This window comes from Pseudomonas sp. DSP3-2-3, assembly GCF_049898225.1.
Taxonomy (GTDB): domain Bacteria; phylum Pseudomonadota; class Gammaproteobacteria; order Pseudomonadales; family Pseudomonadaceae; genus Aquipseudomonas.
The window spans coordinates 112,933-125,130 of record NZ_JAFCXH010000013.1 but is presented as its reverse complement, the minus strand read 5'-3'; the positions used below and the strand labels follow the sequence as shown (position 1 = coordinate 125,130).

At 59.3% G+C, this 12,198-nt stretch carries 13 protein-coding genes; 5 read left to right on the top strand and 8 right to left on the bottom strand.

Annotation, left to right across the window (positions count from 1 at the left end):
* Positions 1 to 59 precede the first annotated feature (59 nt).
* Positions 60 to 476 carry a DUF3010 family protein gene (locus ACP7E4_RS16755; RefSeq protein ID WP_426116166.1) on the top strand — a complete coding sequence of 139 codons (417 nt, stop codon included), beginning with the start codon at positions 60 to 62 and terminating at the stop codon, positions 474 to 476.
* A 13-nt stretch (positions 477 to 489) separates the two neighbouring features.
* Here the strand turns inward: ACP7E4_RS16755 and ACP7E4_RS16750 are convergent, their stop codons facing one another.
* Complete coding sequence (locus tag ACP7E4_RS16750; RefSeq protein WP_426116164.1) at positions 490 to 1,437, bottom strand: GlxA family transcriptional regulator; 948 nt, start codon at positions 1,435 to 1,437, stop codon at positions 490 to 492.
* 311 nt (positions 1,438 to 1,748) lie between these two features.
* On the opposite strand from ACP7E4_RS16750, the gene ACP7E4_RS16745 reads away from it, so the two are divergent.
* The 3 genes from ACP7E4_RS16745 (at position 1,749) to ACP7E4_RS16735 (ending at position 4,375) form a co-directional block, all read left to right on the top strand.
* Positions 1,749 to 2,636, top strand: coding sequence for a 3-keto-5-aminohexanoate cleavage protein (locus ACP7E4_RS16745; RefSeq protein WP_020293580.1), 888 nt, complete (start codon positions 1,749 to 1,751; stop codon positions 2,634 to 2,636).
* 153 nt (positions 2,637 to 2,789) lie between these two features.
* Positions 2,790 to 3,755 carry an L-carnitine dehydrogenase gene (locus tag ACP7E4_RS16740; RefSeq protein ID WP_426116161.1) on the top strand — a complete coding sequence of 322 codons (966 nt, stop codon included), beginning with the start codon at positions 2,790 to 2,792 and terminating at the stop codon, positions 3,753 to 3,755.
* Between the two features lie 140 nt (positions 3,756 to 3,895).
* Positions 3,896 to 4,375, top strand: coding sequence for a thioesterase family protein (locus tag ACP7E4_RS16735; protein WP_426116159.1), 480 nt, complete (start codon positions 3,896 to 3,898; stop codon positions 4,373 to 4,375).
* Between the two features lie 79 nt (positions 4,376 to 4,454).
* On the opposite strand, the gene fba is transcribed toward ACP7E4_RS16735, so the two are convergent.
* From fba to tkt, 7 genes are all read right to left on the bottom strand, one after another.
* A complete protein-coding gene (gene fba / locus ACP7E4_RS16730; protein ID WP_020293577.1) occupies positions 4,455 to 5,519 on the bottom strand; it encodes a class II fructose-bisphosphate aldolase in 1,065 nt (354 codons plus the stop codon).
* 125 nt (positions 5,520 to 5,644) lie between these two features.
* A complete protein-coding gene (locus ACP7E4_RS16725; RefSeq protein ID WP_065831572.1) occupies positions 5,645 to 5,965 on the bottom strand; it encodes an MliC family protein in 321 nt (106 codons plus the stop codon).
* A gap of 54 nt (positions 5,966 to 6,019) precedes the next feature.
* Positions 6,020 to 6,217, bottom strand: coding sequence for a hypothetical protein (locus tag ACP7E4_RS16720; RefSeq protein ID WP_426116156.1), 198 nt, complete (start codon positions 6,215 to 6,217; stop codon positions 6,020 to 6,022).
* Between the two features lie 88 nt (positions 6,218 to 6,305).
* A complete protein-coding gene (locus ACP7E4_RS16715) occupies positions 6,306 to 6,530 on the bottom strand; it encodes a hypothetical protein (RefSeq protein ID WP_426116154.1) in 225 nt (74 codons plus the stop codon).
* 28 nt (positions 6,531 to 6,558) lie between these two features.
* Complete coding sequence (locus ACP7E4_RS16710; protein WP_426116152.1) at positions 6,559 to 7,722, bottom strand: phosphoglycerate kinase; 1,164 nt, start codon at positions 7,720 to 7,722, stop codon at positions 6,559 to 6,561.
* Between the two features lie 16 nt (positions 7,723 to 7,738).
* Positions 7,739 to 8,788 (bottom strand): erythrose-4-phosphate dehydrogenase, encoded by a 1,050-nt coding sequence (epd, locus tag ACP7E4_RS16705; protein WP_426116150.1) that lies wholly within the window; start codon positions 8,786 to 8,788, stop codon positions 7,739 to 7,741.
* A gap of 144 nt (positions 8,789 to 8,932) precedes the next feature.
* The gene (gene tkt / locus ACP7E4_RS16700) at positions 8,933 to 10,930 is read right to left on the bottom strand and encodes a transketolase (RefSeq protein WP_426116148.1); all 1,998 of its coding nucleotides are present in this window, start codon (positions 10,928 to 10,930) and stop codon (positions 8,933 to 8,935) included.
* A 260-nt stretch (positions 10,931 to 11,190) separates the two neighbouring features.
* Here tkt and ACP7E4_RS16695 point away from each other — a divergent pair, with 260 nt between their 5' ends.
* Complete coding sequence (locus ACP7E4_RS16695; protein WP_426116146.1) at positions 11,191 to 12,186, top strand: ArsR/SmtB family transcription factor; 996 nt, start codon at positions 11,191 to 11,193, stop codon at positions 12,184 to 12,186.
* Positions 12,187 to 12,198: the final 12 nt, after the last annotated feature.

The window sequence follows — 12,198 nt, the reverse complement described above, 5'->3', positions numbered from 1 at the left end:
TTTCGACGGGCTATCGTGTCGGCCTTATAAATTTCGGACTTTGTAGTTAAGGCTTTCTCATGATTATTTGCGGCGTGGAAATCAAAGGCAGCGAGGCTATTTTCGCCCTCGCGACCCTGCAGCATGGCGGCATCGAACATTTGCCGCTGGCAATCAAGAAGATCGCCCTGGAAGACGACGACGAGTCAGCCAACGTCAAAGCCTTCGCGACGCAGATCGCCAGTTTTGTCCGGCAGAACGGCGTCAGCCATATCGTGATCAAAAAGCGCAGCAAGAAAGGTGAGTTCGCGGGTGGGCCCACGACATTCAAGATCGAAACGATTTTCCAGTTGTTGTCCGATTGCGAGGTGACGCTGATGTCGCCGCAAACCATCAACGCACAAAACAAGAAACACGACTTCGCCCTGCCCGCCTCACTGAACAAATATCAGCATGAGGCTTACAAGGCGGCGTGTTCGGGGCTGATGAAGAGATAGATCTGTTGGATGGTCAATGACTGACCTGCGAGCGCCGGTCTTCCCGTGGGCATTGCGCAAAACGCGCCCGGTAACTGCGGGTGAAATACGACGGCGACTCAAAGCCGCAGGCGATGCTGACTTCCAGCACGCTCAGGTCGCTTTGACGCAGCAACTGCCGGGCTTTTTCCAGGCGCAGGCCGAGGTAGAAATTGCTCGGCGTGTCGTTGAGGTGCAGACGGAACAGGCGCTCCAGCTGGCGTCGGGTGACCTGAATGCCTTCGGCCAGTTGCAGCGTGCTTAATGGCGGTTCGGTGTGTTGTTCCATTTCGCCGATCACTTGCACCAGTTTCTTGCTGCTGATGCCATAACGCGTGGCGATCTGCATGCGCTGGTGATCCTTGCGCGGGCGAATGCGCCCGAGCACGAATTGCTCCGACACCCTGATCGCCAGCTCCGGACCGTGGGCCTGGCCGATCAGGTCGAGCATCATGTCGATGGACGCCGTGCCGCCAGCGCAGGTGATGCGCCGCCGGTCGATCTCGAACAATTCCTGGGTAACCTGCAGCTTCGGCCACGACTCCTTGAACGCATCGATGGCTTCCCAATGCATGGTCAGCCGATGGTTATCCAGCAAGCCAGCTTGAGCGAGTACAAAACTCCCTGAATCAATTGCCCCCAAAGTCACGCCTTCGTTGTCGAGCCGCCGAAGCCAGTGTTCAAGCGCTGGCGTGCAGGACTTCAACGGCTCGAAACCCGCCACGACCCACAGCGTCGCGCCCTTCTTCAGTGGCTCCAGTGCGGCGTCAGCGTTGACCGACATGCCATTGCTGGCAACCACCGCGCCGCCATCCGCGCTCAATACATGCCAGCGATACAGCTCGCCGCCAAACCGATTGGCAACCCGCAACGGCTCCACCGCCGAAACAAAACCCATCACCGAAAAACCCGGCATAAGCAGAAAGTAGAAATCCTGGGGCATCGATGGTTTCCGTTGGAGATGACGGGCAAGGGATTTGTGAAGCCTTTGTGGGACCGGATTTTTCCGGGAAGGCGTCGGTTCAAGCCGCAGTAACTCCGGAGCTTGCACTGGCCCGTTCGGGAATAAATTCCCTCCCACAATAAATCACATCCAATCGAAACGTCTGAGATACGCGAGTGGTAACCAGCGCGCAATAGCACAGGTCGCTGCTGTGCAAGAGCGGGTCGCCGCTGTGCACTTTTGCGGGGCGCTGGCTGCGTAGTTTTGCACCATCAAAACAAATCACGCCAAGCCTGCAAGGAACCTGATCAATGAACCATGACGTCATCATCACCTGCGCACTCACCGGTGCTGGCGACACCACCGGACGAAGCCATCTTGTACCGGTCACGCCGAAACAGATCGCAGCGGCGGCCGTTGAAGCCGCCAAAGCTGGCGCGACGGTTGTCCACTGCCACGTTCGCGATCCGCAAACCGGCAAGTTCAGCCGCGACGTGGCGCTGTATCGCGAAGTGATGGAGCGTATTCGCGAGGCGGACATCGACATCATCGTCAACCTCACCGCTGGCATGGGCGGCGATCTGGAGATCGGACCCGGCGAGCGCCCACTGGAGTTCGGCCCGAACACTGATCTGGTCGGCCCGCTGACCCGCCTGGCGCATGTCGAAGAATTGCTGCCGGAAATCTGCACCCTGGATTGCGGCACCCTCAACTTCGGCGATGGCGACACTATTTATGTGTCCACGCCCGCCCAGTTGCGCGCTGGCGCCAAGCGTATCCAGGAGTTGGGCGTGAAAGCCGAGCTGGAAATTTTCGACACCGGTCACCTGTGGTTCGCCAAACAGATGATCAAGGAAGGCCTGCTCGACAACCCGCTGTTTCAGCTGTGCCTGGGCATTCCGTGGGGCGCACCGGCGGACACCACCACCATGAAAGCCATGGTCGACAATTTGCCCGCTGATGCGGTGTGGGCCGGTTTCGGCATCGGTCGCATGCAAATGCCCATGGCGGCGCAAGCGGTGCTGCTCGGCGGCAACGTGCGGGTCGGGCTGGAAGACAACATCTGGCTCGACCGCGGCGTGCTGGCCAGCAACGGCGCACTGGTGGAACGCGCCAGCGAAATCCTCAGCCGCCTCGGCGCCCGCGTCATGACCCCGGCTGAAGGCCGCGTGAAGATGGGTTTGACCAAGCGCGGTTGAGCCCGATTCCAGTATGGAATATGTACGTGTGGGAGCGAGCTTGCTCGCGAATGAGGTGTTCGAACGGCGCAAATGCATCGGCTGCAACGGCGCCTTCGCGAGCAAGCTCGCTCCCACAATAAATAGTGCGGAACAGAATTCTCAGGATTACCCATGACCTTCATCACCGACATCAAAACCTTCGCGGCTCTGGGCAGCGGCGTCATTGGCAGCGGCTGGGTGGCTCGCGCGCTGGCCCACGGCCTCGACGTCATCGCCTGGGACCCGGCGCCGGGCGCGGAAGCCGCCTTGCGCAAGCGGGTCGCCAATGCCTGGCCCGCGCTTGAACAGAAAGGCCTGGCGTCCGGCGCATCCCAGGATCGCTTGCGCTTTGTCGCTACGATTGAGGAATGCGTGCGCGATGCCGATTTCATTCAAGAGAGCGCTCCGGAACGACTGGACCTGAAACTTGAGCTGCACGGCAAGATCAGCGCGGCGGCCAAGCCCAATGCACTGATTGGCTCCAGCACTTCGGGCCTGTTGCCCAGCGAGTTCTACGAAGGCGCGACGCATCCGGAACGCTGCGTCGTCGGCCATCCATTCAATCCGGTTTACCTGCTGCCACTGGTGGAAGTGGTCGGCGGCCAACACACCGCGCCGGAAGCGGTGCAGGCGGCGATCAAGGTGTATGAGTCGCTGGGCATGCGCCCGCTGCACGTACGCAAGGAAGTCCCCGGTTTCATTGCCGACCGCTTGCTCGAAGCGCTGTGGCGCGAGGCGTTGCATCTGGTCAACGACGGCGTGGCAACGACCGGTGAGATCGACGATGCGATTCGCTTTGGCGCCGGTTTGCGCTGGTCGTTCATGGGCACTTTCCTGACCTATACGTTGGCGGGCGGTGATGCCGGAATGCGGCACTTCATGAACCAGTTCGGCCCGGCCCTGAAGCTGCCGTGGACTTACCTGCCTGCGCCGGAACTTACCGACAAGCTGATCGACGATGTGGTCGATGGCACCCGCGAGCAACTGGGCAGCCACAGCATCGCCGCGCTGGAACGTTATCGCGATGACTGCCTGCTCGCCGTGCTGGAAGCGGTGCGCGTGACCAAGGCCAAGCATGGCATGGCGTTCAACGACTAGCGCCAGGCCAGGATCAGGACCTAGTGGGAGCGAGCTTGCTCGCGAAGAGCCCGGTACATCCAATACATCTCCGGCGTTTGAAACATTGCTTTCGCGAGCAAGCTCGGCTCCCACAGATCAGCAATTCAGGGAACCTCTTTATGCCCAATCTCATCACCTACAAAACTCCGATCCTCGCCGATTGGGTCGACTACAACGGGCATCTGCGCGATGCCTTTTACATGCTGATTTTCAGTTACGCCACCGACGCGTTCATGGAGCGCATCGGTCTGACCTGCGACAACCGCGACGCCAGCGGCCATTCGCTGTTCACTCTGGAAGCGCATATCAACTACCTGAACGAGGTGAAAGTGCGCGAGCTGGTCGAAGTCCGCACGCAAATCGTCGCCCATGATCACAAGCGCGTGCATCTCTACCACAGCCTGCACAAGGTCGATATCGACGAACCGCTGGCGGCCAGTGAGCAAATGCTGCTGCATGTGGATCTGGCGGCGGGGCCGCGTTCGGCGCCGTTCGATGAAGAGGTGTTGAATGCGCTGCTGGGGATCGTGGAAAACCAGAGGGATTTGCCTGTACCGAGCTATGTCGGGCGGGTGATCGGGTTGCCTGATAAAAGCTAAATGCGGTTCGTTGGAGCATCGAAAACCCACAAAAAAGCCCGCATCGCTGCGGGCTTTTTCATTGCTGGATCAACCGGACTCAGTTGATCTTGGCATCCAGCTCGCCTCGGGCGTAACGCTCGAACATCACGTCCAGGGACACTGGCTTGATCTTCGATGCATTACCGGCGGTGCCGAATGCTTCATAGCGCGCGATACACACGTCACGCATGGCCGTTACGGTCTTGGCCAGGTATTTACGCGGATCGAATTCGCTTGGGTTTTTCGCCATGAACTCGCGGATTGCACCAGTGGACGCCAGACGCAGGTCGGTGTCGATGTTGATCTTGCGCACGCCGTGCTTGATGCCTTCAACGATCTCTTCAACCGGTACGCCGTAGGTTTCTTTGATGTCACCGCCGAACTCGTTGATGATCTTCAGCCACTCTTGCGGCACCGAAGACGAACCGTGCATGACCAGGTGCGTGTTCGGGATGCGCTTGTGGATTTCCTTGATGCGATCAATCGCCAGGATGTCACCGGTAGGTGGCTTGGTGAACTTGTATGCGCCGTGGCTGGTGCCGATGGCGATCGCCAGGGCGTCAACCTGAGTCTTCTTCACGAAGTCAGCGGCTTCTTCCGGATCGGTCAGCATCTGGCTGTGATCGAGCATGCCTTCAGCGCCAACGCCGTCTTCTTCGCCAGCCATGCCGGTTTCCAGCGAACCTAGAACACCCAGTTCACCTTCTACCGAAACACCGCAAGCGTGAGCGAAGGCAACAACCCGGCGCGTCACTTCAACGTTGTATTCGTAGGTGGTCGGCGTCTTGCCGTCCACACCCAGCGAGCCGTCCATCATCACCGAGCTGAAGCCCAGCTGGATCGAGCGCTGGCAGATATCAGGGCTGGTGCCGTGATCCTGGTGCATGACCACCGGGATGTGCGGAAATTCTTCGACAGCCGCAAGGATCAAGTGGCGCAGGAACGGGGCACCGGCGTATTTGCGAGCGCCGGCCGAAGCCTGAACGATCACCGGGGAATCGGTCTTGTCGGCCGCTTCCATAATGGCGCGCATTTGTTCCAGGTTGTTGACGTTGAAAGCTGGAACGCCGTAACCGAATTCGGCTGCGTGGTCCAACATCTGGCGCATGCTGATAAGTGCCATTGTATGTGTCTCTCCCGGTAGGGTCGTTAATCGTGCAAGCCTGCCGTAGCGGCGGCTGCTGTTCAAGTTCTGCGCATTGGCCCGAAGGCCGTGCGCTCGATCATCGGCGCAGGTGTATCCGGTGTTTATCGGGCCTTGCAGCCGCGACCGATCAAATCATTGGTGGCTTCCCAGTAAACCAGGCCTTCATCACCCTTGTCGTTGAATGCCAGCACGCCATTGCTGTACAGCGACGGCGTACCCGGCTCGGCCTTGAGCCTGAAAACCTGATCGCTCTCATTGAGCCGGACATCAACCTCGGCCTTGGCCTGACCCACAAAACGCCAGTGAACCTGGGCCTTGCTGTCACACACCCAATGAGTCCAGGTGTCGCCTTGTTCCGGTGCCTTCATGCTGGCGCAACCACCAAGCACTGCAAGTGTCGCAAGAGCAATCACGCCTTTCATTACTTCTCCTGGCCTGCCCCGTGAAGCACGGCACATGCCAGTTGCTTCGTTCTATCAGGGGCAGTTCTGTTCCTGATTCCGATCATCGGCCGGCTCACCCGTTGCCTGCGCTTCGACCCGTTGTTCGTTCTGGGTCGTCGGCACATTCACGGCCGCCGGAGTAAATACTTCACAGGCCCTGGAGTGAGCTCCAGACCCGCTGCAACCGGCCAATACCACACAACTGACCAAGGCCAGAGCGGAGATTTTCATGGTGAAGTTCCTTATTCAGAAAAGTTATCCACCTGTTAATGACCACTTTTGTACCCGGTTGTTGCCAAATCAATTGCCTGAACGGCTTTTAACGACAGGCCACCGGCCCGACATTCGGCATGAATTCGTACTTATCGAGCGCCGTATCGCCGCCCCTTTTGTAGAGGATAGGCACGGTTTCAGCCTGCCAGTGAGCCTGATAGCAGCTGACTTTCAGCACATCAGGCGCACGATCCACCTCGCCGGCTTCCGGCTCGCTGGCGCATCCGCTGAGCAAACCCGCGACAATCAACAGCGGTAACGGCTTAAGCATGTGAATTCCCTTTGTCCAAGGCCGCTACTCAAGCCTTGGCGCGTTGTTCCAGTATTTCCACGGCTGGCAGGACTTTGCCTTCGACAAACTCCAGAAACGCACCGCCACCGGTTGAAATGTAGGAGATTTGATCGGCTATGCCATATTTGTCGATTGCCGCCAGGGTGTCGCCGCCGCCCGCAATGGAGAACGCCGAGCTTTCCGCGATGGCCTTGGCGAGGGTCTTGGTGCCTTCGCCAAACTGATCGAACTCAAACACCCCAACCGGACCGTTCCACAGAATAGTCTTGGAAGATTTCAGTAGTTCGGCGAAGTGCGCTGCAGTTTGCGGGCCGATGTCGAGAATCATGTCGTCATCGGCAACGTCGCCGACCAGTTTGACGGTCGCTGCGGCGCTTTCGGCGAATTGCTTGGCAACTACGACGTCCGTCGGCAAAGGCACGCTGACCTTGGCGGCGATTTCCCGGGCGGTGTCCAGCAGATCAGGTTCGTACAGCGATTTGCCGACGTTGTGACCGGCCGCTGCCAGGAAAGTGTTGGCGATGCCGCCGCCGACGATCAGCTGATTGCAGATGGCGCTCAGGCTGTTGAGCACATCGAGTTTGGTGGAGACTTTGGAGCCGGCAACAATGGCCGCCATCGGCTGGGCCGGAGCGCCAAGGGCTTTGCCCAACGCATCCAGTTCGGCAGCCAGCAGCGGGCCTGCCGCAGCGATTTTGGCGAACTTGGCCACGCCGTGGGTCGAACCTTCAGCGCGGTGCGCGGTGCCGAAAGCGTCCATCACGAAGACGTCGCACAAGGCCGCGTATTTCTGCGCCAGCTCGTCAGCGTTCTTTTTCTCGCCCTTGTTGAAGCGCACGTTCTCGAACAACACGATATCACCGGGCTTGACCTCAACGCCGTCCAGGTAATCAGCAACCAGCGGCACGTCGCGGCCCAAGGCCTTGCTCAGGTATTCGGCAACCGGCTTGAGGCTGTTTTCAGCGGAGAACTCGCCTTCGGTCGGACGCCCCAGGTGTGAGCAAACCATCACGGCCGCGCCCTTTTCCAGCGCCAGCTTGATGGTCGGCAACGAGGCGAGAATACGTGCATCACTGCTGACTGCGCCGTCCTTGATCGGGACGTTGAGGTCTTCGCGGATCAACACGCGCTTACCTTGCAGGTCGAGGTCGGTCATCTTCAACACGGTCATGAGTGAATCCCTGTTTTTAATGTTGTTGGTCTGCGACGCGCAAAAAATGATCAGCGACGTCAAGCATTCGATTGGCAAAACCCCATTCGTTATCGAACCAGGCCAGCAGATTGACCAGCCGTGGGCCGGATACGCGGGTCTGACTCGCATCGACGATGGCCGAATGAGGGTCATGGTTGAAATCGCAACTGGCATGCGGCAGTTCGGTATAGGCCAGCAACCCTTTCAGCGGACCGCCTGTGGCGGCCTCGCGAAGAATTCGGTTGATTTCAACGGCGTCGGTATCGCGCGCGCTTTGCAGCGTGATATCGAGGCAGGACACATTGACGGTCGGCACGCGCACTGCTTTGGCCTGAATTCGGCCGGCAAGTTCCGGAAGCAGGCGTTCAATGCCTCGCGCCAGACCAGTGGACACTGGAATGATCGACTGGAAGGCCGAGCGCGTGCGGCGCAGGTCTTCATGATGATAGGCATCAATCACCGGCTGGTCGTTCATCGCCGAGTGGATCGTGGTGATGGTCACGTATTCCAGACCGATGGCCTGATCCAGCAAGCGCAGCAACGGCACGCTGCAATTGGTGGTGCAGGACGCCGCCGATACCAGCAGCTCATTGCCGGTCAGATTCTGTTGATTGATACCGAACACGATGGTGGCGTCGACATCGGCTTCACTGGCCATGGGCTGGGAAAACAGCACACGCGGCGCGCCGGCATCAAGAAAGCGCTGACCGTCTTCGCGGGTGTTGTAGACCCCGGAACACTCCAGCACCAGATCGATGTCCAGCGCGGCCCAGTCAATGCCTTCAGGAGTAGCACTGCGCAGCACTTTGATCTTGTGATCATTGATGTGCAGGTATTGCCCTTCGACCCGCACTTCGCCGGGGAACCGGCCATGTGTGGAGTCAAAGCGCGTGAGGTATTCGAGACTGGCCATGTCGGCCAGATCGTTGATGGCAACCACTTCGAACCCGGCCTTCGCCCCCCGCTCGCAAAGCGCGCGAACGACGCAACGACCGATACGGCCGTAGCCGTTGAGTGCAACTTTATAAGGACGGTGTTGGGGCATGGGGTTCTCGTGGTGATAAATCAGATTGCGCAAACCTTGTGGGAGCGAGCTTGCTCGCGAAGAAAGCAGCACGGTGATTCAGACACTCCGCGTCGCATCATTCGCGAGCAAGCTCGCTCCCACAGGGGCCAATCATTTCATCAATCAGTCTTCCAGCAACTCTTCAGCCGTACCCAGGATGTTTTCCAGGGTGAAGCCGAACTCTTCGAACAAGGCCGGCGCAGGCGCCGATTCGCCGAAAGTGGTCATGCCGATGACGCGACCTTCCAGACCGACGTACTTGTACCAGAAGTCCGCATGCGCGGCTTCGATGGCGATACGCGCACTGACTTGCAACGGCAGAACGGTTTGCTTGTACATCGCGTCCTGGGCATCGAACACGCTGGTGCATGGCATGGAAACCACGCGCACGTTGCGACCTTGCGCGCTGAGGGCGTCGAACGCCTGCACAGCCAGGCCGACTTCCGAACCGGTAGCGATCAGGATCAGCTCAGGCTCGCCGACGCAATCACGCAGCACGTAACCACCACGGGCGACATCCGCCAGCTGGATTGCGTTGCGCGATTGGTGAGTCAGGTTCTGACGCGAGAAGATCAGCGCCGATGGGCCGTCGTCACGCTCAAGCGCGTATTTCCAGGCAATCGCCGATTCCACCGCATCCGCAGGACGCCAGGTATCAAGGTTCGGCGTGGTGCGCAGGCTGGTCAGTTGCTCGATTGGCTGGTGCGTCGGGCCGTCTTCGCCCAGACCGATGGAGTCGTGAGTGAATACGTAGATCACACGTTTCTTCATCAACGAGGACATGCGTACGGCGTTACGGGCGTATTCCATGAAGATCAGGAAGGTCGCGCCGTAAGGCACGAAGCCGCCGTGCAGGGCGATGCCGTTCATCATGGCGCCCATGCCGAACTCACGTACACCGTAATGCAGGTAGTTGCCGCTGGCGTCTTCGCCGGTGATGCTCTTGCAGCCTTTCCAGATGGTCAGGTTGGAACCGGCCAGGTCAGCCGAACCGCCGAGGATTTCCGGCAGCAGCGGGCCAAAAGCGCTCAAGGCATTCTGGCTGGCTTTACGGCTGGCGATGGTTTCGCCCTTGGCGTTGACTTCAGCGACATAAGCTGCGGATTTCTCGGCGAAGTCAGCAGGCAATTCGCCGCTCATGCGTCGGATCAGCTCGTTGGCCAGCTCAGGGTGCTCGGCAGAGTAAGCAGCGAAACGCTGATCCCACTCGGATTCAACCGCCAGGCCTTTTTCTTTCGCGTTCCACTCGGCATAGATGTCAGCCGGGATTTCGAACGGACCGTGGGTCCATTTCAGGGCTGCGCGGGTCAGGGCGATTTCGTCGGCACCCAGTGGCGCGCCGTGGGATTCTTCCTTGCCTTGCTTGTTCGGCGAACCAAAACCGATAGTGGTCTTGCAGCAGATCAGCGTCGGCTGGTCGCTTTTGCGAGCGGTGTCGATGGCGGTCTTGATTTCGTCGGCGTCATGGCCGTCGACGTTGCGGATCACCAGCCAGCCGTAGGCTTCGAAACGCTTTGGCGTGTCGTCGGTGAACCAGCCTTCCACTTCGCCGTCGATGGAGATGCCGTTGTCGTCATAGAAGGCGATCAGCTTGTCCAGGTTCAACGTGCCGGCCAAAGAGCCGACTTCGTGGGAAATGCCTTCCATCATGCAGCCATCACCCAGGAAAACGTAGGTGTGGTGGTCAACGATGTTATGGCCAGGGCGGTTGAACTGCGCCGCCAGGGTTTTCTCGGCGATGGCAAAACCGACAGCGTTAGCCAGGCCTTGGCCCAATGGACCGGTGGTGGTCTCGACGCCAGGCGTGTAGCCGTATTCCGGGTGACCCGGCGTGCGGCTGTGCAGCTGGCGGAAGTTTTTCAGGTCGTCGATAGACAGGTCGTAGCCGGTCAGGTGCAACAACGAGTAAACCAGCATCGAGCCGTGACCGTTGGACATGATGAAGCGGTCGCGGTCGGCGAATGCCGGATTGGCAGGGTTGTGTTTCAGATAGTCGCGCCAAAGTACTTCGGCGATATCCGCCATGCCCATAGGGGCACCGGGATGGCCGCTGTTGGCTTTTTGCACGGCATCCATGCTGAGTGCACGAATGGCGTTGGCACGCTCACGACGGCTGGGCATCGCTGATCTCCTGGGAACTGGGAAAAGAATGGATCTGAAAAAGGCGAGCATTTTCCCTCAGGCACTGGCTGGGGGCAATGAAAGATAGCGGCTTGTGGTTGTTTTTCCTGCTGGCTGTTCGTTATTTGTTCACCTATGGCTTTCTGCTAGTGCCAATCGCGGGATCGTGGCGCCTGAGAACTGCCACCCATCACCCAATATCAAAACTTTTTGATATTGCTCTTGCGACAACCGGGGTCGCTAACTAGACTGCCAGCCTTATGAACCTACGCGTACCAGCCATTCGGCACGACGATTGCGACGACCTTTCTGCCTTGTGCAAGGCTGGCGGCGATCCACTGCGGCTGAATGTCTTGCGCGCCCTGGCCAACGATTCGTTCGGCGTGCTGGAGCTGGCGCAGATCTTCGCCATCGGCCAATCCGGTATGAGTCATCACCTCAAGGTGCTGGCCCAGGCCGATCTGGTGGCGACTCGTCGCGAAGGCAATGCGATTTTCTACCGCCGCGCCCTGCCCCACACCGGGCAAACCGGCGGTCGGCTGCACGCGGCGCTGCTCGATGAAGTGGACTCGCTGGCGCTGCCGGACGATGTACAGGCGCGTATCGGTCTGGTGCATCGGCAACGGGCCAGCGCCAGCCAGGATTTTTTCGCTCGCACCGCCGAGAAATTTCGTGCCCAGCAGGATTTGATCGCCAGTCTGGCGCAGTACCGTGACAGCTTGCTGTCGCTGCTCGACAAACTGAGCTTCGGCCCTGATGCGACAGCGCTGGAAGTCGGCCCCGGCGATGGCGGTTTCCTGCCGGAACTGGCGCGCCGCTTCAAGCATGTGACCGCGCTGGACAACAGCCCGGCAATGCTCGAACTGGCCCGTCAGGTCTGCTCGCGCGAGCAACTGGCTAATGTCGAGCTGAAACTGGCCGATGCACTGGGCGCCGCCAATGTGTGCGCCGATTGCGTAGTCTTGAACATGGTGCTTCACCATTTCGCCGCACCGGCTGAAGCACTCAGACAACTGGCCCACCTGGTGCAACCAGGCGGTAGCCTGTTGGTGACAGAGTTATGTAGCCACGACCAGAGCTGGGCAAAGGAAGCCTGTGGCGATCTCTGGTTGGGTTTTGAACAGGATGATCTGGCCCGTTGGGCCATCGCTGCGGGGCTAGTTCCCGGGGAAAGCCTCTATGTAGGCTTACGTAATGGTTTCCAGATCCAGGTTCGCCACTTTCAGCGACCGGCTGGCAACACTCACCATCGGTAAAATTCAGGAAAC

Excerpts from the sequence above, each read along its gene's own strand:
- ACP7E4_RS16755 (WP_426116166.1), top strand. The coding sequence starts at position 60 with ATGATTATTTGCGGCGTGGAAATCAAAGGCAGCGAGGCTATTTTCGCC.
- ACP7E4_RS16750 (WP_426116164.1), bottom strand. The coding sequence starts at position 1,437 with ATGCCCCAGGATTTCTACTTTCTGCTTATGCCGGGTTTTTCGGTGATG.
- ACP7E4_RS16745 (WP_020293580.1), top strand. The coding sequence starts at position 1,749 with ATGAACCATGACGTCATCATCACCTGCGCACTCACCGGTGCTGGCGAC.
- ACP7E4_RS16740 (WP_426116161.1), top strand. The coding sequence starts at position 2,790 with ATGACCTTCATCACCGACATCAAAACCTTCGCGGCTCTGGGCAGCGGC.
- ACP7E4_RS16735 (WP_426116159.1), top strand. The coding sequence starts at position 3,896 with ATGCCCAATCTCATCACCTACAAAACTCCGATCCTCGCCGATTGGGTC.
- fba (WP_020293577.1), bottom strand. The coding sequence starts at position 5,519 with ATGGCACTTATCAGCATGCGCCAGATGTTGGACCACGCAGCCGAATTC.
- ACP7E4_RS16725 (WP_065831572.1), bottom strand. The coding sequence starts at position 5,965 with ATGAAAGGCGTGATTGCTCTTGCGACACTTGCAGTGCTTGGTGGTTGC.
- ACP7E4_RS16720 (WP_426116156.1), bottom strand. The coding sequence starts at position 6,217 with ATGAAAATCTCCGCTCTGGCCTTGGTCAGTTGTGTGGTATTGGCCGGT.
- ACP7E4_RS16715 (WP_426116154.1), bottom strand. The coding sequence starts at position 6,530 with ATGCTTAAGCCGTTACCGCTGTTGATTGTCGCGGGTTTGCTCAGCGGA.
- ACP7E4_RS16710 (WP_426116152.1), bottom strand. The coding sequence starts at position 7,722 with ATGACCGTGTTGAAGATGACCGACCTCGACCTGCAAGGTAAGCGCGTG.
- epd (WP_426116150.1), bottom strand. The coding sequence starts at position 8,788 with ATGCCCCAACACCGTCCTTATAAAGTTGCACTCAACGGCTACGGCCGT.
- tkt (WP_426116148.1), bottom strand. The coding sequence starts at position 10,930 with ATGCCCAGCCGTCGTGAGCGTGCCAACGCCATTCGTGCACTCAGCATG.
- ACP7E4_RS16695 (WP_426116146.1), top strand. The coding sequence starts at position 11,191 with ATGAACCTACGCGTACCAGCCATTCGGCACGACGATTGCGACGACCTT.